This window comes from Streptomyces canus 299MFChir4.1 (assembly GCF_000383615.1).
Lineage (GTDB): Bacteria > Actinomycetota > Actinomycetes > Streptomycetales > Streptomycetaceae > Streptomyces > Streptomyces canus_C.
Genome location: NZ_KB911582.1, coordinates 492711 through 514572, shown reverse-complemented (window position 1 = coordinate 514572; position 21862 = coordinate 492711). Strand labels below are relative to the sequence as shown.

Below are 21862 nucleotides of genomic sequence, written 5' to 3'. Positions count from 1 at the left end.
ACGGCGCCCACCTGCTCGACGTCCGTCGTCGGCAATGGCACCTGCGGTTCCGCCGTCGGCGGGTGGTTGATCACGCTCCGGTCTATGGGTCGGGATTGTGACGCCCGAGAGCCGGTAGGGCTCAGAGGAGCCCGGCCGCGGCCAGGCGCGCGCCCACCCGCTCGATCTCCGTCGGCGACAACGGCACCTGCGGTTCCGCCGTCAGCGGGCAGTCGATCACGCCCCGCAGATGCAGGGCCGCCTTGAACGCGCCCAGCGCCGACGAGGACGCGCCCATGCGGGCCGGGTCGCCCACGCCCACCATGCCGAACAGGGCACACAGCCGCTCCTGTTCGGCCCGGGCCGCGTCCAGGTCGCCCGTGCGGCACAGGCGGTCGAGACGGACGTACCCCTCGGGGTCGACGTTGGCGAGACCGGGCACCGCCCCGTCCGCGCCGACCGCGAGGGCCGCGTCGATGATGAGTTCGGAGCCGGTCAGCGCGCTGAAGCCGGTGATGCCGGGGTGGGCGCGGGCGCCGGAGACGACCGCGCGGAAGCCGGCGAGGTCGCCGCTGGAGTCCTTGAGACCGGCCAGCACGCCCTCGGCCGCCAGGTCCAGGACCACGTCCGCGGGGAGCTTGGTGTGGACACCGCTCGGCAGGTCGTACGCGATGACCGGGACCGGGCTGCCGGCCGCGACCAGCCGGTAGTGGCGGGCGATCTCCCGCGGATGGGTGCTCGTGTAGAAGGGCGCCGTGACGACGACCGCGTCGGCGCCGGCCGCCGTGACGGCCCGCACATGGTCCAGGACCCGGGCCGTGGTCATGTCGATCACCCCGGCCAGTACGGGCAGTCGGCCCCCGACGTGCCCGGTCACCGTCTCCACCACGAGTCTGCGCTGGGCGTCGGTCAGAAAGGCCGCCTCGGACGTCGTACCGAGGACGAACAGGCCGTGCACCCCGCCCGCGACCAGATGGTCGACGAGCCTGAGCAGCGAGGGGACGTCCACCTCGCGGTCCGGTGTCAGGGGCGTGCAGACGGGCGGGACGACTCCGGTCAGCGGGGCGGGAAGGATCATCGGGGCTCCTCGGGATCGGCCTCCACTGATCTTCCCTCAAAGGGTGAGGGGGGCGCCGACCCCTGTACGGCGCCCCCCTGCCCCGAGCCGTCCGTCCTGCTACTGCACCTGCTGGTACGTCGTGTCCTCGTCGGAGTCGTAGATCAGCTTGCCGCCCTGGTCGTAGCCCTTGATGTGCGGGTTCCTGGTGACCTGTTCGGTCAGGGTGCCGGAGGCGACGAACCAGCCATGGTCGAGGACCGCCTCCCTGTCGGCGCCGCCGTAGGAGACGGTCACCTTGGCCACCGTCGGTTCGACCGTGCCGATGAAGCCCCAGCTGAACGGCAGTTTCCAGTGGCCCTTGTCCATGAAGGACTGCTGGTAGAGCTTGTTGCCGTTGATGTCGGCCAGCACGGGCGGCGAGTCCGGCTGCCGGTCGCTGCCGACGCCGGTGTTGAGTCCGGAGGCCTCGCCGTCCTTGATGTTGCAGATCAGCCGGGTCTCCTTCGGCTTCTCCTTCACGGCGACCACGAACATGCCGTCACCGGGCGAGTTGGAGTCACCGGTGCTGTTCAGCGCGAGGATGATCCGGTACTCGTCGGCCTTGCCGAGGTCCGTGGAGGCGATGCCGCCGTGGGCCACCCGGTCCCGGTCCCAGGCGAGGCACTTGTCGAGCCCGTCCGCTGCCTGTTCCAGCGTGATCCCGTCCCGGAGCTGCCCCGCCGTGGCCGGCCCCGCGGGCCCGCTGGGCGTGGGGGACGGGGTCGGTGTCGGCGTGGCGCTCGCCGAGGCCGTGGGTGTCGTCGCCGTGTCGGCCGTGCCCGTCCCGCCGCCGCCCACCGCGAACGCCCCCACCGGCACCGCGGCCAGCGTCACCAGGACCGCCCCGGCCACCGCCACCCGCCGACGCCGCTCGACCACGCCCTGGCGGCGGATCTGCGGATACGGCACCGGCGAGGGCCGGATCGCGTACGCGTCCTCGGAGAGCAGATCCCGCAGTTGCTCCTCGAAGTCCCGCTCCTCGAAGTCCCGCTCCTCTTCCTCACTCATTTCGTGCCTCCCTGCGGGGTGCGGTCCATGACCTGCGCGAGCCCCGGATACGTACGCAACTTCGCCAGCGCCTTGGACGCCTGGCTCTTGACCGTGCCCTGTGAGCAGCCGAGCACCTCGGCGGCCTCCGCCTCCGACAGGTCCTCCCAGTAGCGCATGACGACCACGGCCCGCTGCCTGGGCGGCAGTTGGGCCAGGGCGGCCATCAGCACCCCGCGTTCGTCGACCCGGGCCACGGCCTCGTCGCGGCCCGCCCGCTCCGGCGGCGCGTCGGTCAACGACTCCTTCACGCGCCGCTTGCGGAAGCGGTCGCTGTTGCAGGTGACCAGCATCCGCCGGACATACGCCTCCGGGTTGTCGCTGCCCGACACGCGCCGCCAGGAGCGGTACGCCTTCGCCAGCGCCGTCTGCGTCAGGTCCTCGGCGTGATGCGCGTCGCCGGTGAGCAGATAGGCGGTCCGCACGAGGTGCGACCACCTGGCTCTGACGAATTCCTGGAACCGGTCCTCTTGTTCGGCCTGCATCTGGCACCCTCCCTCGCCCACCAGACCACGAGGGGGGCCGATTCGGTTGCCCGAGCGTCGATGACGGGTTCGAATGGGATCGTGAAGGGGTGGGACGAACACGACCCGGGCGTGCTGCGGCTGCCGTCCGGACGCCTGGTGCGGGGCCGCGGCCTGCGGTACGCGCTGGACCCGGCGGCGCCGACACCGTCGTACGGCGTCTATCTGCTCGGCGACGGCCCGCCGGAGGTCCCCTGGGCCTCCCGCTGGGTCCGCTGGCCGGACTTCCGGCTGCCGGCGGACCGCGGGGAGGCCCGTGACGTCCTCGTCGACGCCTGGGAACGGTCGGTCGCCGAACGGGTCGAGATCGCCTGCGGCGGTGGCCGGGGCCGCACAGGAACGGCCCTGGCCTGTCTGGCGGTTCTGGACGGCGTGCCCCCGCGGGAGGCGGTCGCCTACGTGCGCGAGCACTACCACCCGCGGGCGGTGGAGACCCCGTGGCAGCGGCGGTACGTCCGGCGGTTCTGAGCGGTCAGCCCAGCGCGTCGGCGACCACCGCGGCCGCGTCGGCGACCAGGGCGTCGTCCCGCACGGCATCCTGCGCGGGCATCGTCGACAGCACCGACAGGACGATCGGGTCGCCGGCGTCGGTCCAGGTGACGCCCACGTCGTTGGCGGTGCCGTAGGAGCCGCTGCCCGTCTTGTCGGCGATGGTCCATGACTTGGGCAGGCCCGCGTGGAAGCGGTTGACGCTGGTCGTGTTGTTGAGCAGCCAGTGCGTGAGCAGCCGCCGGTCCCGCCGGTTCAGCGCGTCGCCGAGGACCAGCCGGCCGTAGGTGCGGCCGATGGCGTACGGGCTCGTCGTGTCCGTGCGCCGCCACGGCTCGGCGGTGTTGAGCTCGGGTTCCCAGCGGTCGAGGCGGGTGACCCGGTCGCCGAGGGAGCGGGCGAAGCGGGTGATCGCGGTGGGGCCGCCGAGTTCGCGCAGCAGGAGGTTGCCGGCCGTGTTGTCGCTGTAGGTGATGGCGACGTCGGCGAGCTCGGCGATGGTCATGCCCTCGGCGAGGTGTGCCGCCGTCCGGTCGGAGCCCGGGATCACCAGGTCGGCCTCGGTGTAATGGATGCGGCGGGCCAGCACCTCGCCGTCGCGGTCCAGGTCGCGCAGGACGGCGGCGGCCGCGAGGGCCTTGAACACGGAGCACATCGGGAAGAGCTCGTCGGCGCGGTGGCGGACGGACCGCCCGGTCGTGACGTGGTGGGCGAAGACGCCGAGCCGGGCGTCGTACCGCTTCTCCAGCGCGCGCAGCCGGGCGGTGACGTCGTGTTCGGCGGCGGACGCGGTCGTGGCGGTCGCGCCGGTCAGTAAGGCGGCCGAGCCGGCGGCCAGGAGGGTGCGGCGAGACGGTTTTCCGGAGCCTAAGATCTTGCTCTCCTTCGTTGGGGGACAGAGACCGATCTCTTCCATGATCGACGCGGGTGGTCATCCCTTGGTTGCGCCGCCGTAGACCATCGAGGGACGGACAGGACCGCCCGTGGCCGACACAGTGGCGGCATGGAGAAGACAACGGGGATCAACCGCGCGCAGTTCCTGGCGGGAGCCGCAGGGGCCGGGGCCGCGCTGCTCCTGCCGGCGGCCCGCGCGGAAGCGGGCGCCCGGCAGCACGGGCTCAGGCGCCACGGCGTCGTCTACACCGTCGGCGAGGGGGAGACCCCCGCCACCGCCTGGAACGCCGCCCGGATGCGCGGCGACATCCGGGCCATCCGCGACGACCTGCACGTCGACACCGTCGACGTCACCGGCGACGGCGTCGAACGCCTCACCGCCACCGCCGCCGAGGCGGCCGAACGCGGACTGCACGTCTGGCTCCAGCCGACCCTCGGCGACGTCCCGCAGCGGGACATCCTCGACCACCTGGCGGAGTGCGGCCGGTTCGCGGAGCGGCTGCGCCGGCAGGGCGCGAGCGTCGAACTCAGCGTGGGCTGCGAGTTCTGGCTGTTCGTGCCGGGGATCCTGCCGGGGGACACGGTCCTGGAGCGGGTCGAGAACCGCATGAAGGGCCATTTCGACCCGGTGAGGATGCAGCGCGAGCTGGACCGCTTCACCGCGAGGGCGGCCAAGGTGGGCCGCTCGGTCTTCCACGGCCGCCTCAGCTACGCCGCCGCCCAGGACGACGAGGTCGACTGGAACCTGTTCGACGTGGTCGGCATCGACTACTACTCGTACTTCCGTCAACCACGGGACTACGTACGTGAGTTGAGGCAGTACCTGCGCTGGGGCAAGCCCGTCGCCATCACCGAGTTCGGCACCTGCACCTTCGTCGGCGCCCCCGAGGCGGGCGGCATGGGCTGGGACATCGTCGACTACGACAAGGACCCGCCGGAGATCAAGGGGAACGTCGTCCGCAGCGAGCACACCCAGGCCGTGTATCTCACCCAGCTCCTCGACGTCTTCGAGTCGATGGGTCTCTACGCGGCGATGGCCTTCGAGTTCCTCACCGCCGACGCCCCGCACCGCCCCGGCGACCCGCGCCACGACCTCGACATGGCGAGCTACGGCATCGCCAAGGCGATCAGGGACCGCCCGGACGACCCGCGTTCGGACTGGCACTGGGAACCGAAGGAGGCGTTCCACGCGCTGGCCCGCCGGTACGGACGGTGCGCTCATCCGCAGTAGAGGTCCTTGGCGGGCCGCTTGCCGGTGGCCAGGAAGCGGGACACGGCCGCGTCGCCGCACGCGGTGCCGTTGTCGAGGTAGGCGTCATGGCCGGTGGAGTCGTTGGTGACCATCACGGCACGCCGGCCGAGCGCCTCACGGAGCTTGAGGGCACCGCTGAGCGGGGTGGCGGGATCCCTTTCGTTCTGCACCATCAGGATGTTGGACGGACCCTGGCCGGAGACGTGCACCGGCGCCTCCTTCGGCTCCCACGGCCAGGAGGGGCACGCCATCGCGTTCCGCGGCATGCCCCCGGTCAGCGGGAACTCGGCACGGCTCTTGGCCACGCCCTCGCGGTACACCTCAGGGTCGCTCGGCCAGTCCACGTCGTTGCAGATGGTGGCGGCGGCGACCGCGGTGACGTTCTGGAGGACGGCCTCGGGCGGTCCCGCCGGGGCGGGCGGCACCGTGCCCTTCTCGGCGGCGAGGACCAACTTGGCGAGGGCCGGATAGTCGTCCGGGTCGTAGAAGGAGTCGAGCATCGACTGGCGCAGGACGTTGCCGTTCAGCTCCTCGGGGTTGGCGCACGGCCAGGGGATCGGCTCGCGGTCGAGGCGGGCGGCGAGCTTCAGGAACAGGGGCCGGACCTCGGCGGCCGTGTCGGCGAGACGGTCCGGGTTGCCGGGCGCGGAAGCCCACTTGGCGAACTCCGGGAAGTTGTCCTCGGCGCCCCGCTCGAACGCGGCGAGCCAGGCACGCTCGGCGAGGACGGGGTCCGGGTTGTCGTTGCTGTCCAGGACGACACGGTCGGTGCGCCCCGGGAACAACTGGAGGTAGGCGTCGGTGACGTAGGTGCCGTACGACACGCCCCACGCGGAGACCTTGCGCTCGCCGAGCGCGGCCCGCACACGGTCGAGGTCACGGGCCTCGTTCAGGGTGCTGATGTGCCGGATCAGCTCGCCGCCGTTGCGCGCGCAGGCCTCGGAGACCCGCTTCCCAGCGGCCATGTTCGCGTCGACCGAGCCGTCCGCGGCGGGCCAGGGCAACAGGGCCGTGCGGGCCAGGTCCCGGTGTTCGAGCCCGCAGTCGACGGCAGTCGAGGGCGCCATCCCGCGCGGCGCGAAGCCGATCAGGTCGTAGGCGTCCCGCACCTTCCGCGGCAGCCTCTGCCCCTTGCCCGACGGGTCGTTCATGCTGTCGCCGCCGGGCCCGCCGGGAATCAGCAGCAGGGCACCGCGCCGGGCTTCCGGATTCTCGCTGCGGATACGGGAGACGGCGATCTCGATCTTCGGGCCGTCCGGGTCGGCGTAGTCCATGGGCACGGAGACGGTCGCGCACCGCTGGCGCGGATCGAGGCCGCTGCCCTCGCACTTGGTCCATTTGAGTGCCGGGGTGCGGGAGTCGGCGGAGGCGGACAGCGGGGTCAGGGCCCCGAAGACGACGCCGGAGGCGGCGGCGATCAGGGCGAGGCTCTTCATCATCTGCTTCATGCGAGGAGCTTCGCGGAGTGAGCGGCCCGACCCCATCCGGTCAACTGCCGTATCACCAGGGGGGTTTACCCCCGGGGGACTACTTAAGGAGCCCGAGGAAGTGGGTCCAGGTGTCGGTGGGGAAGCGGAGGACGGGGCTGTCTGCGCCGAGCTTGGAGTCACGGACGGGGACGAGGTCGGGCGTGTCGGCGACCTCTACGCAGTTGCCACCGTCGCCGTTGCTGTAGCTGCTGCTGCGCCAGTGGGCGTTGCTCAGGTCGTACTCGTGCATCGTCTGAAGTCCTCAGCTGCCGATCGGATCAGGGCAAGGGACGCCTTCGGCGACAACGCGGCACCCCTGAGCAGATCGTAAGCTCGGTGTGCCTGCTTCACCACTGGCGGACCGTCAAGGAGGTTCCCCGAAAACGACGTCTCTGTATAGGCGGTCGGAGGGGCGTCGTCGAACTCCATGAGCCTGAGCGAGCCGTTGTACGCGGAGGCTCCGGCCGAGAACGGCAGCACCTGCAGCAGCACCTTGCGTTCCTCGGCCATGGCGACCATGTGCTCCATTGCCTGAGCCGCGATCTCGGGCCCACCGACGGGGACGCGGAGCACGGTCTCGTGCACGATCACGCAGTACATCGGCCTTGTGGCGTCCTTGAGGAGCTGGGACCGCTCCATACGGGCAGCGACCCTGTCGGCGATGAGCTCGTCCGTGGCGAGCGGGTGTGTCGCCAGCACGAGGGCTCGCGCGTATGCCGGTGTTTGCAGAAGGCCCGGTACAACCGTTGGCTCGAAGTCCCAGACGGTCCTCGCCAACCCTTCCAACTCCGCCGCCTGCGCGAAGTAATCCGCATACCGCTTGTCATCGATGAGCTTCCTGCACAACCGCTCGAAGATACCGTCGGTTTGTAGAACCGCGTCGATCCTCTGGGAGATATCCAGCTGCGGTTTTCGAAAGGCCTGCTCGAACTGCCCGATATAAGCGCCGGAGACGAAGACGCGTGACCCCAGCTCAGCCTGGGTCATCCCGACCTCCTCCCGCTGCCGCCGCAGTTCCGTTCCGAAGAACTCCCATGCCGCCTGCCGTGAACCATTGGCCATGGCCAACCCCCTTGTTCAGCTTTGCACTTGTAGTGCACAGACTCCTGCCGAGTGTAGGGAAAAAAGACCACGGTGGAGCAGGGAAGAGTGAAACCCGAAAAAGGCGGGGAGTTCGATGAAATCGGAGTCAGGAGGGAATCGGTGACGAAAATGCCCGTGGGTTCTTACGTCGTGGACACCCGTACCGGGAGGTCCGGCGTCGTGATGGGGCATGAGGGGCCGTACGTCCAACTCAGACCGTACGGCGGCGGCAGGGAGTGGGACGCGGTACCGGACGCCCTGCGGGAAGCCACCCCGGCGGAGGGCGTAGTCGCGGACGCCGACGAGCACGGTTCCGCGTAGGCGAGAATGGGCTCATGAGTCTGTTCCGCTACGACGGCACCGTGCCGCGCCCCCCGCGCGGGGGTGTGCGATGAGTCTCTTCCGGGACGACGGGGTCGTGCTGCGGACGCAGAAGCTGGGGGAGGCCGACCGGATCATCACGCTGCTCACGCGGGGTCACGGGCGGGTACGGGCCGTGGCGAGGGGCGTGCGCCGCACCAAGTCCAAGTTCGGCGCCCGCCTCGAACCCTTCTCCCACGTCGACGTGCAGTTCTTCGCGCGGGGGAGCGAGCTCATCGGGCGCGGCCTGCCGCTGTGCACACAGAGCGAGACCATCGCTCCGTACGGTGGCGGGATCGTCTCCGACTACGCCCGGTACACCGCCGGGACGGCCATGCTGGAGACCGCCGAGCGGTTCACCGACCACGAGGGCGAGCCGGCCGTCCAGCAGTACCTGCTGCTGGTCGGCGCCCTGCGCACCCTCGCCCGGGGTGAGCACGCGCCCCACCTGGTCCTCGACGCCTTCCTGCTCCGCTCCCTGGCGGTCAACGGCTACGCCCCCAGCTTCAGCGACTGCGCGCGCTGCGGCATGACCGGCCCGAACCGCTTCTTCTCCGTGGCCGCGGGAGGCTCGGTCTGCGTGGACTGCCGGGTGCCCGGCAGCGTCGTACCGTCGCCGCAGACCCTGGAACTCCTCGCCGCGCTGCTTACGGGAGACTGGGAGACCGCGGACGCGAGCGAGCCGCGGTACGTCAGGGAGGGCAGCGGGCTGGTGTCGGCCTACCTGCACTGGCACATGGAGCGCGGGCTGCGCTCACTTCGGTACGTGGAAAAGTCGTAGACCACCACAGTCGTAGACCACCACAGTCGTAGAGCACCACTGAGGAGACGAGAAGCACCATGGCCGTAAACGGGATCCTGGGGCGCCGGCGGCGCGAGTACAGGGCGCCGGAGCCGCACCCGTCCGGTGCCCGCGCGCCGAAGCTCCCCGGTGAGCTGATCCCCGAGCATGTGGCGATCGTCATGGACGGCAACGGGCGGTGGGCCAAGGAGCGCGGGCTGCCCAGGACCGAAGGGCACAAGGTCGGCGCCGAGCGGGTCCTGGACGTGCTCCAGGGCGCCATCGAGGCCGGCGTGAAGAACATCTCGCTGTACGCCTTCTCCACCGAGAACTGGAAGCGCTCGCCCGACGAGGTCCGCTTCCTCATGAACTTCAACCGGGACTTCATCCGCAAGACCCGCGACCAGCTCGACGAGCTCGGTATCCGGGTGCGCTGGGTGGGCCGGATGCCCAAGCTGTGGAAGTCCGTCGCCAAGGAGCTCCAGGTCGCCCAGGAGCAGACCAAGGGCAACGACAAGCTGACCCTGTACTTCTGCATGAACTACGGCGGCCGTGCCGAGATCGCGGATGCCGCGCAGGCGCTCGCCGAGGACGTGAGGGCGGGCCGCCTCGACCCGTCCAAGGTCAACGAGAAGACCCTCGCGAAGTACCTGTACTACCCGGACATGCCCGACGTGGACCTGTTCCTGCGGCCCAGCGGCGAGCAGCGCACCTCCAACTACCTGCTCTGGCAGAGCGCGTACGCCGAGATGGTCTTCCAGGACGTCCTGTGGCCCGACTTCGACCGCCGTGACCTGTGGCGGGCGTGCGTCGAGTTCGCCTCCCGGGACCGCCGCTTCGGCGGGGCCGTCCCGAACGAGGAGCTGCTCGCCATGGAGGAAGCGATGAAGGGCGACCCGGAGGCCTGAGCCTCCGGACCGCCCTCGTCGCTCAGAGGATCAGCTCGTCGTCACCGCAGTGTCGTCGATCACGAAGCTCGTCTGGAGCGAGGAGTCCTCGACACCGGTGAACTTCAGGGCGACCGTCTGACCGGCGAAGCCCGACAGGCTGAAGGACTTCTGGACGTACCCGGAGGCCGCGTTCAGGTTCGAGTACGTGGCCAGGGTCGTCGAACCGGCGGTCACCGTCAGCTTGTCGTACTGCGTGCTGGTGGTGGTCTCCGCGGTGTCGACGTGCAGATAGAAGGTGAACGTCGTCCCCGTGCAGCCGCTCGGGATCGTCACCGACTGGGAGAGCGTGTCGGTGTGGGTGGAGCCGTAGCCGTCCAGCCAGGCCTTGTAGGAGCCGGTGCGGGCGGCTTCGCCGGTGTCGTTGGTGATGACACCGCTGGACGCGCTCCAGGTCGTGCTGCCCGACTCGAAGCCCTGGTTGCCCAGCAGTTGCGCGGAGGTGCAGGTGCCGCCGCCGGTCGAGCTGACCGTCCAGGTGAAGGACGCCGTCCCGGTGGCTCCGGTGCTGTCGGTGACCGTGACCGTGGTGCTGTAGCTGCCGGCCGTGGTCGGGGTGCCGGATATCAGCCCCGTGGAGCTGCTGATCGAGAGGCCGGCGGGCAGCCCGGAGGCCGCGTAGGTCAGTGCGCCGCTGTTGGTGCTGCTCGCGCTGACCTGGAGGCTCACGGCCGTCCCGACCTTGGCGGACTGGCTGCCCGGGTTGGTCACCGTCACGCCGGTCGACGGCACGGTGATGTGGCTGCCGACGTTGATGCCCGCGAAGGCGTTGCCGACCCCGGCGTACTGCGCGGAGCTGGTGCCGTAGAGGGCGGCCGCCGCGTTGAGGGCGGCGGTGCGGGCCCCGGCGTAGTTGGTGCTCGACGTCATGTACGTCGTCAGCGCCTTGTACCAGATCTGCAGGGCGGCGGCCCGGCCGATCCCGGCGACGGCGACCCCGTCCGAGGTCGGGCTGTTGTAGGTCACGCCGTTGATGGTCTTGGTGCCGCTGCCCTCGGAGAGCAGGTAGAACATGTGGTTCGCGGGTCCGGACGAGTAGTGCACGTCGAGGTTGCCGACGCCCGAGTACCAGCTGTCCGCCGAGCCGCCGTCCTTGCTGGGCTTGTCCATGTACCGCAGCGGCGTGCCGTCGCCGTTGATGTCGATCTTCTCGCCGATGAGGTAGTCGCCGACGTCGGAGGAGTTGTTGGCGTAGAACTCCACGCCGGTGCCGAAGATGTCGGAGGTTGCCTCGTTGAGCCCGCCGGACTCACCGGTGTAGTTGAGCCCTGCCGTGTTCGAGGTGACCCCGTGGCTCATCTCGTGCCCCGCCACGTCCAGCGAGGTCAGCGCGTGGGTGTTGCCGGTGCCGTCGCCGTACGTCATGCAGAAGCAGTCGTCGTCCCAGAAGGCGTTGACGTACGCCGAGCTGTAGTGGACACGGCTGTAGGCGGCGACCCCGTTGTTCTTGATGCCGCTGCGGCCGAAGGTGTTCTTGTAGAAGTCCCAGGTCTCCTGGGCGCCGTAGTGGGCGTCCACCCCGGCGGTCTGGGTGTTGGAGCCGGAGCCCGTGCCCCACACGTCGTCCGCGTCCGTCATCAGCGTGCCGGTGCCCGAGGTGCCGTTGTTGAGGCTGTACGTCTTGTGGCCGCCGCGGGTGGTGTCGTACAGCTGGTACGTCGAACCGGACAGCGTGGTGTTCATGCTGACCGTGCCGCTGTACTGGCTGTTGCCGGTGCCGGTCTCGACGCCCTCGAAGCGGGAGAGCTCGGCGCCGGTGCCGGCGTCGGTGATGACGTGCAGCTTGCTGGGCGTGCCGTCGTCCTGGAAGCCGGAGACCACTGTCTCCCAGGCGAGCTTCGGCGTGCCCGAGCCCGCCCAGATCACCTTGCGGGCGCTCTGCGCGGCGGGGCTCTCGGCCTTGAGCGCCTTGGCGGTCCTCAGCGCCTTGGACTCGGCGGCCGCCTTGCCGAACGTGGCGGTCGTCGACTTCACCGAGACGGTACGGCGGTTGTTGTTGAAGGTGGTGCTGAGCGTGCCCGTGGCCTGGGCGGCCGGGGGCGTGTGCACGACCAGGTCGCCGCCGAGGACGGGCAGGCCGTCGTAGGTGCGCTCGTAGCGGGTGTGCAGGGTGCCGTCGTTGTCCTTGACGACGTCCTTGACGACCAGCTTCTCCTTGGCACCGAGGCCGAGGGAGCCGGCGGTCGCGGCGGCCCTGCCGGACGCGCTCTTGATCAGCGCGGTGCGCTGGGCGGGGGAGAGCTTGGCCTCCAAGCCCCCGGTGCGCAGGGGGCTTGGGTGAGGGGCGGCGGGCTTCGCGGCGGCGGGCACCGTCTGGACGCCTACGGCGAGGAGGGACGCGGCGGCCACCAGGGACGCGGCGACGGCTGATCTTCGTGGGGAGGGTCTCACTCGTACTCCTACTGCTCCTACTGCGACGACGGGGTGGAGGTGCCGTGCGGGGACTGCGTCAGAGCTGGAGGGAGCGTGGCACGTTGTTCGGGCCATGTCATGCAAAGGAGAAGGAGCCAAGGGTTATCCCTCGGCTCCGCTGTGTGTTCCTTGTGGGTGTCAGGCCTGGGCTGCCGCGCAGTCCGCGCAGGTGCCGAAGATCTCCACGGTGTGCGCCACGTTGACGTATCCGTGCTCGGCGGCGATCGCGTCGGCCCACTTCTCGACGGCCGGGCCCTCGACCTCCACGGCCTTGCCGCAGACCCGGCAGACCAGGTGGTGATGGTGGTCGCCGGTGGAGCAGCGGCGGTACACGGACTCGCCGTCGGAGGTGCGCAGGACGTCGACCTCGCCCGCGTCGGCGAGGTTCTGGAGGGTGCGGTAGACCGTGGTCAGACCGACGGCGTCGCCCTTGTGCTTGAGCATGTCGTGCAGTTCCTGGGCGCTGCGGAACTCGTCGACCTCGTCGAGGGCCGCCGCCACGGCGGCCCGCTGCCGGGTCGCGCGGCCCTTCACGGGCGGTCCTGCGGTCGTCACGGGTTCCTCCTTCGTTCGGCGCCTGCCGGGCCATTGTGCCAGCCCGGCCTGTGCCGGGTCAGACGCCGACCGGGCCGTCCGCCTGCCGACTGGCCGGAATCGCGCACTCGGCGGGGTCCGGGGCGGGTTGCGCGGCGGCGGCCGCCCGGGCCCGTCGCCTGGCCAGTGGGGTGGCCAGCCCCGTCAGCACGATGAACGCCCCGATGGTCAGCAGCACGATCGTCGCACCGGGCGGCACGTCCTGGTAGTACGAGGTCACGGTGCCGCCGGTCGTCACCGTCACGCCGATCGCCACCGCGATCGCGAAGGTGGCCGCGAAGCTCCGGGTGAGCTGCTGCGCCGCCGCCACCGGCACCACCATCAGCGCGCTGACCAGCAGCAGTCCGACCACGCGCATCGCCACGGTCACCGTCACGGCGGCCGTGACCGCGGTCAGCAGGTTGAGCGCGCGCACCGGGAGACCGGTGACCCGCGCGAACTCCTCGTCCTGGCTGACCGCGAAGAGCTGCCGGCGCAGGCCGAGGGTGACGAGTACCACGAACGCGGCCAGCACGCAGATCGCGGTCACGTCGGACTGGCTCACTGTCGACAGGGAGCCGAACAGGTACGACGTCAGGTTGGCGTTGGAGCCGCCGGGCGCGAGGTTGATGAGCAGCACGCCGCCGGCCATACCGCCGTAGAAGAGCATCGCGAGGGCGATGTCCCCCCGCGTCTTGCCGTACCAGCGGATCAGCTCCATGAGGACCGCGCCGAGAACCGAGACGAGGGTGGCCATCCACACCGGCGACCAGGAGAGCAGGAAGCCGAGGCCGACGCCGGTCAACGCCACATGGCCGATTCCGTCGCCCATGAGGGCCTGGCGGCGCTGGACGAGGTAGATGCCGACGGCGGGGGCGGTGATGCCGACCAGGACGGCGGCGAGCAGGGCCCGCTGCATGAAGGCGTAGTCGAGGAAGTCCATCAGCTCAGCAGTCCTGTGCGCATCGGCTCGTGGTCGGGGGAGTGGGGGTGGACGTGGTCGTGTCCCGGCAGGGCGTGCTGGCCGACCGCGCGCGGGGGAGGACCGTCGTGCTGGACACAGCCGTCACGCAGGACGACCGCCCGGTCGATCAGGGGCTCCAGCGGGCCCAGTTCGTGCAGCACGAGCAGGACCGTGGTGCCCTGGGCCACCTGGTCCTTCAGGGTCCGCGCCAGCACCTCCTGGCTGGCCAGGTCCACGCCCGCCATCGGCTCGTCCATGATCAGGAGTTCGGGTTCGGCGGCGAGTGCGCGGGCGATCAGCACCCGCTGGTGCTGGCCGCCGGAGAGGGCGTTCACGGAGTCCTTGGCCCGGTCCGCCATGCCGACCAGCTCCAGGGCCCGGCGTACGGCCTCGTGGTCGGCCTTGCGGAGCATGCCGAAGCGGGCGCGGGAAAGCCGGCCCGAGGAGACGATCTCGGTGACGGTCGCGGGGACGCCGCCCGCGGCGGTGGTGCGCTGCGGGACGTACCCGACCCGCGCCCAGTCCCGGAAGCGCCCGCGCGGGGTGCCGAAGAGCTCGATCTGCCCGGCGGACACGGGCACTTGGCCGATGATCGTGCGGATCGCGGTGGACTTGCCGGAGCCGTTGGCGCCGAGCAGCGCGACGACCTCACCGCGGTGCACGGTGAGGTCGATGCCGCGCAGAACGGGCCGCGAGCCCAGGTCGGCGCGGACTCCGCGCAGCGTGATGACGGACTCGCTCATGCCGTCCTCCGGTGTCATTTCGCTCCCAGGGCGCCCTGCAGCGCCTTCAGGTTGGCTTCCTGGACCGAGAAGTAGTCCTTGCCGCGGGACTTGGCGGTGATGCCCTCGATCGGGTCGAGGACGTCCGTCTTCAGCCCGGCGTCGGAGGCGATGGTCTTCGCGGTCTTGTCGCTGACGAGCGTCTCGTAGAACACGGTCGTGACGCCGTCGGCCTTCGCCATCCTCTCAAGGTCCTTGACGCGGTCGGCGCTCGGCTCCGACTCGGGGTCGAGACCGTTGATGGCCTCCTCGGTGAGGCCGTAGCGCTCGGCGAGGTAGCCGAAGGCGGCGTGGGTGGTGATGAAGACCTTGGTGTCGGTGTTCTTCAGACCGTTCTCGAACTTCGTGTTCAGGGCGTCGAGCTTCTTCACCAGGGCCGCCGTGTTGGCCTTGTAGGTGGCCGCGTGGTCCGGGTCGGCCTTCTCGAAGGCGGTGCCGACGCCCTTGGCGACCTCCGCGTACTTCACCGGGTCGAGCCAGATGTGGGGGTCCTCGCCGCCGGCTTCCTCGCCGTGTGCGTCGTCGTCGTGCTCGGCAGCGTGGCCGCCGACCTCGTTGCCGTGCTTCTCCAGCGAGGTGAGGGACGAGGCGTCGATCTTGGTCTTGATCTCGGACTGGTTCACCGCGTCGTCCACGGAGGGCTGGAGGTTCTTGAGGTAGAGCACCGCGTCGGACTCCTGGAGCTGCGCGGTCTGCTTGGCGCTGATCTCCAGGTCGTGCGGCTCCTGGCCGGGCTCGGTCAGGCTGGTGACGTGCACCTGGTCCCCGCCTATCTGCTCGGCGAGGAAGGCCATCGGGTAGAAGGACGCGACGACGTCGAACTTGCCGGTGTCCCCCGCGGCGGCGCTGTCGGTGGAGCACGCGGAGAGGGCGGAGAGGGCGCCTGCGGCGGCGACCAGGGGTATGAGGCGTCGTCGTACGTTCATGACAGTCATTTTCATCAAATATGGAAACCGTTGTCAACAAAGTCCGGGTCCCGAACCGATTTGATACCGGGGGTGGCAGCGCCGGTAACCTGAGGCATTCGCCCGCCCGCCTCCCGACCACCACCCCCCACCGAGGCGCTTCGCGCCGCCCCTCCCCAATGTCCATTCGTCATGAAGAGAGCACCGTGGCCGCCGACAAGATCGACACCATCGTCAGCCTGAGCAAGCGCCGGGGCTTCGTTTTCCCCTGTAGTGAGATCTACGGAGGCCAGAAGGCCGCCTGGGACTACGGACCGCTGGGTGTCGAGCTCAAGGAGAACCTGAAGCGTCAGTGGTGGCGTTACATGGTGACGTCCCGCGAGGACGTGGTCGGTCTCGACTCGTCCGTGATCCTGGCCCCCGAGGTCTGGGTCGCCTCCGGTCACGTGGCCACCTTCACCGACCCGCTGACCGAGTGCACCTCCTGCCACAAGCGGTTCCGCGCGGACCACCTGGAGGAGGCCTACGAGGCCAAGAAGGGGCACGCCCCGGAGCACGGCCTCGCCGACGTGAACTGCCCCAACTGCGGCAACAAGGGCCAGTTCACCGAGCCCAAGCAGTTCTCGGGTCTGCTCTCCACCCACCTCGGCCCGACCCAGGACTCCGGCTCCGTGGCCTACCTGCGTCCCGAGACCGCGCAGGGAATCTTCACCAACTTCGCCCAGGTGCAGGTCGCTTCGCGCAAGAAGCCGCCGTTCGGCATCGCGCAGATGGGCAAGTCCTTCCGCAACGAGATCACGCCCGGCAACTTCATCTTCCGCACCCGCGAGTTCGAGCAGATGGAGATGGAGTTCTTCGTCAAGCCGGGCGAGGACGAGAAGTGGCAGGAGTACTGGATGGAGCAGCGCTGGAACTGGTACACCGGCCTCGGTCTCCGCGAGGAGAACATGCGCTGGTACGACCACCCGGCGGAGAAGCTCTCCCACTACTCCAAGCGCACCGCCGACATCGAGTACCGCTTCCAGTTCGGCGGCAACGAGTGGGGTGAGCTGGAGGGTGTGGCCAACCGCACCGACTACGACCTCACCGCCCACTCCAAGGCCTCCGGCCAGGACCTCTTCTTCTACGACCAGGAGGCCGGCGAGCGCTGGACGCCGTACGTCATCGAGCCCGCGGCCGGTGTCGGCCGCGCGATGCTGGCGTTCCTGCTCGACGCCTACATCGAGGACGAGGCGCCCAACGCCAAGGGCAAGCTGGAGAAGCGCACGGTGCTGCGCCTCGACCACCGCCTCGCCCCGGTGAAGGTCGCGGTCCTGCCGCTGTCCCGCAACGCCGAGCTGTCCCCGAAGGCCAAGGGCCTCGCCCAGGCGCTGCGCCAGAACTGGAACATCGAGTTCGACGACGCCGGCGCGATCGGCCGCCGTTACCGGCGTCAGGACGAGATCGGCACGCCGTACTGCGTGACGGTCGACTTCGACACCCTCGACGACAACGCGGTGACGGTCCGCGAGCGCGACTCCATGAAGCAGGAGCGCGTCTCCCTCGACCAGATCGAGGGGTACCTGGCCGGGCGCCTGCTCGGCTGCTGACGTCCGCCTCGCTCCAGGCCCGCCCTCCGGCCGACCCTGTCGGCCGGAGGGCGGGCGTTTTCGTCAGATCGCCACGTCCACGTAGAGCGCGGCGTGGTCCGATGCCTCGTCGATCTTCGTCTTGACGGTGTTGAAGTGGTTCGAGTGGGCGAAGATGCCCCGCGTCTCCAGGCCCACGTTCTGCACCTTCTCCCACAGCGCGGGCGACAGCATGATGTAGTCGAGCTTGTCGCGTTCCCGCTTGCAGGTGCCGTGGGTGCCGTGGTCGTCGCCCTGGTAGGAGGGGTGACTCATCACATCGCGCAGGCCGGCGTCCAGCAGCGTTTCGACCGGCTTGCTGTCCGGGGTGTCGTTGAGGTCTCCGGCGACCACGACGTTCGGGGTGCGCTCCAGCGCGGCCCGGTAGATCTCCGCGACCCGCTCGGCCTGGTGCAGGCGCAGCTCCGGGTCGTCGTTGAACTTGCTCTTGAGGTGGTTTCCGAGGATCACCAGGCTCTCCTGGTCGAGCTGGATCTCGTACTCGGGACAGTCACGGCTGAACAGGTGCTTCGTCGGGTCTTCCGGGTCCGGATCGAAGAGGTGCGGACGGACGGATGTGACCGGGAAGCGGCTGAGGATCCCGATGTCGATGCCCCGCGGGTCGTTGCCGTCGATCAGCAGATCGACGGGGTACGGCTGCCAGCCCAGGCCCAGAACCTGCTCGTTGAAGCGGTCCAGGGTGAGCCGGTCCTCGACCTCGGGCGTCAGGAGGACTTCGGCGTTCACCTCTCTGATGACCCGCCCGGTGTTGCTGACCGCGGCCATGTCCAGGTCGTCCTGGCCGAGTTCGGCCCAGCCGGCCCACTTCCCCCGGCCGCCGGCGAGGATCGGCAGCTCTGTCGGCTCTGTCCCCGGAGGGGGCGTGTCGAAGAGCCCGCTCTTCTTCCCGGGACGGTTCTGGTTGACGTAGATCAGCGGCGGGTTCTCGGGGTCGCTGCTGTACGCCCGGTGCTTCAGGATGAGCTCCGAGATCTTCCGCTTGTCCTCGTCGGTGTACGTCTCCTTGTCCAGGAGAGCGACCAAGGTGTCGAAATCGTCGAGGACGTTCTTGCGCTCCGTCGCGCCCGAAAGGCGGAACACGGAGGGACGACGGAAGAGGTTCTCGGTGTTGAACGTGCCGATACGGACGGCCATCGCGGCCTCCCTGGGCGGCGCTGGATCACCGCGCGGCCGACGGCAGGCGCCGCCGGGATGACTGCACGCCGACAGCCTCTATTCTCCGGGCTGCTGTGAAGCGTGTCGAACGGAACGGCGGACCGGACATTGGTCCCGTTGCCCGGTGGGCGATTGGCCCTGTATCCCGGTCCACGGCGACGACAGGGTGGCCCGCATGAGCCTCGCCTTTCTCCTCACCACCCTGGTCGTGGTCGCCACTCCCGGCACCGGGGTCGTCTACACGCTCGCCGCCGGTCTCTCCCGCGGTCCGCGCGCGAGCGTCGTCGCCGCGTTCGCCTGCACCCTCGGGATCGTGCCGCACGTCCTGGCCACCGTCACCGGGCTCGCCGCGCTGCTGAACGCCAGTGCCGTGGCCTTCCAGGCGGTCAAGTGCGCCGGGGTCGCCTACCTCCTGTACATGGCCTGGGCGACCGTGCGGGACAAGGAGGTCATCGACGTCGACCAGGACGGCGCGCCCCGGTCCGCGGGCCGCGTGATCGTCCGAGGAGTGCTGATCAACCTCCTCAACCCGAAGCTGACGATCTTCTTCCTCGCCTTCCTGCCGCAGTTCGTGGATCCGGGCGAGCCGCGGGCGCTGCCCCGGATGCTGGCCCTGAGCGGGGTCTTCATGCTGGCGACCTTCGTGGTCTTCGCGGGGTACGGGGTGCTCGCCGCCTCGGTCCGCAGCCATGTGATCGCACGGCCGCGGGTGATGGCCTGGCTGCGGCGGGGTTTCGCGGGGTCGTTCGTGCTGCTCGGGGCCAAGCTGGCCACCACTGACGGGTGATCGATGCGCCGGTGACGAATGACAGATGACAGATATTGAAATCTGTCATCTGTCATGGCAGGGTGGACGGCATGACGATGCCAACCCGAACCCTCGGAACCACCGGCCCCCAGGTCTCCGCCCTCGGCCTCGGCTGCATGGGCATGTCCGGCATGTACGGCGACACGGACCGCGCCGAGTCGATCGCGACCCTCCACGCAGCCCTGGAGGCCGGTGTCACCCTGCTGGACACCGGCGACTTCTACGGCATGGGCCACAACGAACTGCTGATCAGCGAGGCACTGCGCACCGCGCCGGCCGCCCTGCGCGAGAACGCGCTGCTCAGCGTGAAGTTCGGCGCCCTGCGCGACCCGGACGGCGGCTGGTCCGGCTTCGACGGCCGCCCCGGCGCGGTGAAGAACTTCGCCGCGTACTCCCTCCAGCGCCTCGGCGTCGACCACATCGACGTCTACCGTCCCTCCCGGCTCGACCCGCAGGTGCCGATCGAGGAGACCGTCGGCGCGATCGCCGAACTGGTCGAGAAGGGCTGGGTCCGGCACATCGGGCTCAGCGAGGTCGGCGCCGACACCATCCGCCGGGCCGCCGCCACCGCCCCCATCGCCGACCTCCAGATCGAGTACGCGCTCATATCCCGGAGCCCCGAGCGGGAGATCCTGCCCACCCTGCGCGAACTGGGCATCTCCGTCACCGCGTACGGAGTGCTCTCCCGTGGACTGATCTCCGGCCACCTCACGGCCGACCGGCCACTCGCCGCGAACGACTTCCGGGCCCACTCGCCCCGCTTCCAGGGCGACAACCTCCGGCACAACCTCGCGCTGGTCGAGTCGCTGCGCAAGATCGCCGAACAGAAGGGCGTCACGGTCGCGCAGATCGCCATCGCCTGGGTGGCCTCCCGGGGCGACGACATCGTGCCGCTGGTCGGCGCGAGGACCCGCGAACGGCTCGCCGAGGCCCTGGGCGCCCTGGACGTGACCCTGGAGCCCGCCGACCTCGCCGCCATCGAGGACGCCGTACCCGCGGACGCGGCGGCCGGCGAGCGGTACGCGAAGCCGCTGATGGCCATGCTCGACAGCGAGCGGTGAGCACCGGCCCGGGTACCGCCCGGACATGCCGCGCGTTCACGGTGCGGTGGAGGCCGGCGTGGTCGGCGTCAGTCGTGGGTGCGGGCTGGGCGGGGGTGCGGTGGGAGCAGGTGGAGCGTTGATTCGCCCCCGGGTACGGTCTGGGCCATGTCCTCGACTCCGCAGATTCTGACCGCCGAGCGCATCCTCGAAGCCACCGAGGAGGTGCTGCGCCGCCACGGCCCGGCCAAGGCCACCGTGGTCGACGTGGCACGCGCGCTCGGCGTCAGCCATGGCAGCGTCTACCGGCACTTCCGGACCAAGGCGGCGCTGCGGGAGGCGGTGACGAAGCGGTGGCTGGACCGGACGACGAGCGTGCTGGCCGCGATCGCCGCGCAGGACCGTGATCCGGAGGCCCGGCTGCGGGACTGGCTCGCCGCGCTCTTCGAGGCCAAGCGCCGCAAGGCGGGCGACGATCCGGAGCTGTTCGCCACGTACACGGTCCTGACCGGCGAGAACGTCGGTGCGGTCATCGAGCACCTCACCGACCTCACCGGCCAACTCACCCGCGTCGTCCAGGACGGCGTCGACGCGGGCACCTTCACCGTCGCCGACCCGGCCGTCACGGCCCGGGCCCTCTTCCAGGCCACCGGCCGCTTCCACGACCCCGGTTACGCCGGGGAGTGGGAGAAGCCGGGCGCGCAGGAGGAGTTCACGGCGCTGCTGGACCTGCTGGTACGGGGCGTCAAGGCCTGACCACCGCCACCCCCGCTACGACGTCGACGGTTCCACCGTCGCCTGGTGCGCCTCCGCCAGGTGCTCCTCCGCCTTCAGCCAGGGCAGGAACTGCGCTCCCTTGTGCCAGCCGCAGGTGTCACATCTGATCGTGCGTTGCGCGCCCTTGCGCTGCACCTGGACGACATGTTCGCGGCCGTGCCGGTCCCAGCGGCTCACCTTGCTCGTGCCGATCTGCACCATCTGCCTCGCCTCCGGCTAGGAGTGTGCAGCAAGAACAACATCAACAGCAGTATCTTCACGGGGCGTTCGCCGGGACTTGAGCCCGGTCGGGTCCGGTCAGTCGATCGTGCGCGGCAGCCGCAGGCTCAGGACGCCGGTCAGGGCCACCCCGGCCAGCTGGACCAGGAGCGTCGTCACCAGGGCGTCCCGCATGCCCATGCCCGGCACCAGGGCGAGGAAGAGGCTGCCCAGCGTGGCCACGCCCAGGGCCAGGGAGGCCTGCTGGGTGGTGACCATCACGCCACTGCCCACACCGGCCCGCGCGGGCGGCACCTCGGACAGGACGATCCGGAAGACCACGGGCAGCTGGAGCGCCTGGCCCACTCCGGCGATCGCGCCGCCGGGCAGGAGGGGCAGCAGACCGAGGTCCGGCCAGGAGGAACGGGCCGCCAGGATCATCAGGCCCAGGCCGACCCCCTGGATCAGCGCAAGCCCGCGGTCACCACCCGGGTGCCGAAGCGCGAGATCAGCCGCGGCCCGGCGATCGACGTGAACAGGAACGTCACCGCGAGCGGGACCAGCGCGAAACCCGCCTGGACGGGGCTGCGGCCAGCCCCCTCCTGAAGGGCCACCGCGATCACGAACATGAACCCGGCGAAGCCCATCGAGAAGGGCAGGATCAGCAGCAGGCCCCGGCGCAGCGACACCCCGCCA

At 70.1% G+C, this 21862-nt stretch carries 23 protein-coding genes and 1 pseudogene; 9 read left to right on the top strand and 15 right to left on the bottom strand.

Annotation, left to right across the window (positions count from 1 at the left end; translation table 11 throughout):
• Nucleotides 1–121: 121 nt before the first annotated feature.
• From H293_RS0102310 to H293_RS0102300, 3 genes are all read right to left on the bottom strand, one after another.
• Nucleotides 122–1057: a dihydrodipicolinate synthase family protein gene (locus H293_RS0102310; protein WP_020116268.1), complete on the bottom strand. Its 936-nt coding sequence runs from the start codon at nt 1055–1057 to the stop codon at nt 122–124.
• A gap of 99 nt (nt 1058–1156) precedes the next feature.
• Nucleotides 1157–2086, bottom strand: coding sequence for a hypothetical protein (locus H293_RS0102305; protein WP_020116267.1), 930 nt, complete (start codon nt 2084–2086; stop codon nt 1157–1159).
• Nucleotides 2083–2610: a SigE family RNA polymerase sigma factor gene (locus tag H293_RS0102300; protein ID WP_020116266.1), complete on the bottom strand. Its 528-nt coding sequence runs from the start codon at nt 2608–2610 to the stop codon at nt 2083–2085. Before H293_RS0102300 ends, H293_RS0102305 begins: the two co-directional genes overlap by 4 nt.
• A 60-nt stretch (nt 2611–2670) precedes the next feature.
• On the opposite strand from H293_RS0102300, the gene H293_RS0102295 reads away from it, so the two are divergent.
• Nucleotides 2671–3117 (top strand): protein-tyrosine phosphatase family protein, encoded by a 447-nt coding sequence (locus tag H293_RS0102295; RefSeq protein WP_020116265.1) that lies wholly within the window; start codon nt 2671–2673, stop codon nt 3115–3117.
• Nucleotides 3118–3121: 4 nt separating this feature from the next.
• On the opposite strand, the gene bla is transcribed toward H293_RS0102295, so the two are convergent.
• Nucleotides 3122–4054, bottom strand: coding sequence for a class A beta-lactamase (gene bla, locus H293_RS0102290; RefSeq protein WP_020116264.1), 933 nt, complete (start codon nt 4052–4054; stop codon nt 3122–3124).
• 87 nt (nt 4055–4141) lie between these two features.
• On the opposite strand from bla, the gene H293_RS0102285 reads away from it, so the two are divergent.
• Entirely contained in the window at nt 4142–5263 is a 1122-nt protein-coding gene (locus tag H293_RS0102285; RefSeq protein ID WP_020116263.1) for an abortive infection protein, read from the top strand.
• Here the strand turns inward: H293_RS0102285 and H293_RS0102280 are convergent.
• The 3 genes from H293_RS0102280 to H293_RS0102270 form a co-directional block, all read right to left on the bottom strand.
• Nucleotides 5251–6732, bottom strand: a complete 1482-nt coding sequence (locus H293_RS0102280; RefSeq protein ID WP_020116262.1) for an alpha/beta hydrolase — start codon at nt 6730–6732, stop codon at nt 5251–5253. The two genes, H293_RS0102285 and H293_RS0102280, sit on opposite strands and share 13 nt — an antisense overlap.
• Before the next feature lie 79 nt (nt 6733–6811).
• The gene (locus tag H293_RS0102275) at nt 6812–7003 is read right to left on the bottom strand and encodes a DUF397 domain-containing protein (protein WP_020116261.1); all 192 of its coding nucleotides are present in this window, start codon (nt 7001–7003) and stop codon (nt 6812–6814) included.
• Nucleotides 6985–7815: a helix-turn-helix domain-containing protein gene (locus tag H293_RS0102270; RefSeq protein WP_028807472.1), complete on the bottom strand. Its 831-nt coding sequence runs from the start codon at nt 7813–7815 to the stop codon at nt 6985–6987. Before H293_RS0102270 ends, H293_RS0102275 begins: the two co-directional genes overlap by 19 nt.
• A gap of 150 nt (nt 7816–7965) precedes the next feature.
• Here H293_RS0102270 and H293_RS0102265 point away from each other — a divergent pair, with 150 nt between their 5' ends.
• From H293_RS0102265 to H293_RS0102255, 3 genes are all read left to right on the top strand, one after another.
• Nucleotides 7966–8157 (top strand): hypothetical protein, encoded by a 192-nt coding sequence (locus tag H293_RS0102265; protein WP_020116259.1) that lies wholly within the window; start codon nt 7966–7968, stop codon nt 8155–8157.
• Nucleotides 8158–8227: 70 nt separating this feature from the next.
• Complete coding sequence (gene recO / locus H293_RS0102260) at nt 8228–8977, top strand: DNA repair protein RecO (RefSeq protein WP_020116258.1); 750 nt, start codon at nt 8228–8230, stop codon at nt 8975–8977.
• 59 nt (nt 8978–9036) lie between these two features.
• Nucleotides 9037–9885 (top strand): isoprenyl transferase, encoded by an 849-nt coding sequence (locus H293_RS0102255; RefSeq protein ID WP_020116257.1) that lies wholly within the window; start codon nt 9037–9039, stop codon nt 9883–9885.
• 30 nt (nt 9886–9915) lie between these two features.
• On the opposite strand, the gene H293_RS0102250 is transcribed toward H293_RS0102255, so the two are convergent.
• From H293_RS0102250 to H293_RS0102230, 5 genes are all read right to left on the bottom strand, one after another.
• On the bottom strand, nt 9916–12315 hold the full coding sequence (locus tag H293_RS0102250; RefSeq protein ID WP_028807471.1) for a M4 family metallopeptidase: 2400 nt from the start codon (nt 12313–12315) through the stop codon (nt 9916–9918).
• Nucleotides 12316–12474: 159 nt separating this feature from the next.
• Nucleotides 12475–12891: a Fur family transcriptional regulator gene (locus tag H293_RS0102245; protein WP_020116255.1), complete on the bottom strand. Its 417-nt coding sequence runs from the start codon at nt 12889–12891 to the stop codon at nt 12475–12477.
• Nucleotides 12892–12949: 58 nt separating this feature from the next.
• On the bottom strand, nt 12950–13852 hold the full coding sequence (locus H293_RS0102240; RefSeq protein WP_020116254.1) for a metal ABC transporter permease: 903 nt from the start codon (nt 13850–13852) through the stop codon (nt 12950–12952).
• Nucleotides 13852–14634, bottom strand: coding sequence for a metal ABC transporter ATP-binding protein (locus tag H293_RS0102235; protein ID WP_020116253.1), 783 nt, complete (start codon nt 14632–14634; stop codon nt 13852–13854). Before H293_RS0102235 ends, H293_RS0102240 begins: the two co-directional genes overlap by 1 nt.
• Nucleotides 14631–15581 (bottom strand): metal ABC transporter substrate-binding protein, encoded by a 951-nt coding sequence (locus H293_RS0102230; RefSeq protein WP_020116252.1) that lies wholly within the window; start codon nt 15579–15581, stop codon nt 14631–14633. The genes H293_RS0102235 and H293_RS0102230 overlap by 4 nt, the downstream gene beginning before the upstream one ends.
• A gap of 185 nt (nt 15582–15766) precedes the next feature.
• On the opposite strand from H293_RS0102230, the gene H293_RS0102225 reads away from it, so the two are divergent.
• Nucleotides 15767–17149 carry a glycine--tRNA ligase gene (locus tag H293_RS0102225; protein WP_020116251.1) on the top strand — a complete coding sequence of 461 codons (1383 nt, stop codon included), beginning with the start codon at nt 15767–15769 and terminating at the stop codon, nt 17147–17149.
• Nucleotides 17150–17212: 63 nt separating this feature from the next.
• On the opposite strand, the gene H293_RS0102220 is transcribed toward H293_RS0102225, so the two are convergent.
• Entirely contained in the window at nt 17213–18322 is a 1110-nt protein-coding gene (locus tag H293_RS0102220; protein ID WP_020116250.1) for an endonuclease/exonuclease/phosphatase family protein, read from the bottom strand.
• Between the two features lie 196 nt (nt 18323–18518).
• On the opposite strand from H293_RS0102220, the gene H293_RS0102215 reads away from it, so the two are divergent.
• The 3 genes from H293_RS0102215 (at nt 18519) to H293_RS0102205 (ending at nt 20947) form a co-directional block, all read left to right on the top strand.
• Nucleotides 18519–19130 (top strand): LysE family translocator, encoded by a 612-nt coding sequence (locus H293_RS0102215; protein ID WP_020116249.1) that lies wholly within the window; start codon nt 18519–18521, stop codon nt 19128–19130.
• Nucleotides 19131–19201: 71 nt separating this feature from the next.
• Entirely contained in the window at nt 19202–20212 is a 1011-nt protein-coding gene (locus tag H293_RS0102210) for an aldo/keto reductase (RefSeq protein WP_028807469.1), read from the top strand.
• Nucleotides 20213–20359: 147 nt separating this feature from the next.
• On the top strand, nt 20360–20947 hold the full coding sequence (locus H293_RS0102205) for a TetR/AcrR family transcriptional regulator (protein WP_020116247.1): 588 nt from the start codon (nt 20360–20362) through the stop codon (nt 20945–20947).
• A 15-nt stretch (nt 20948–20962) separates the two neighbouring features.
• Here H293_RS0102205 and H293_RS0102200 read toward each other — a convergent pair whose 3' ends face one another.
• Both H293_RS0102200 and H293_RS52505 read right to left on the bottom strand, forming a co-directional pair.
• Nucleotides 20963–21169: a hypothetical protein gene (locus H293_RS0102200; protein ID WP_020116246.1), complete on the bottom strand. Its 207-nt coding sequence runs from the start codon at nt 21167–21169 to the stop codon at nt 20963–20965.
• A gap of 96 nt (nt 21170–21265) precedes the next feature.
• Nucleotides 21266–21855 (bottom strand): annotated as a pseudogene (locus H293_RS52505) (MFS transporter); the annotation flags it as partial.
• Nucleotides 21856–21862: the final 7 nt, after the last annotated feature.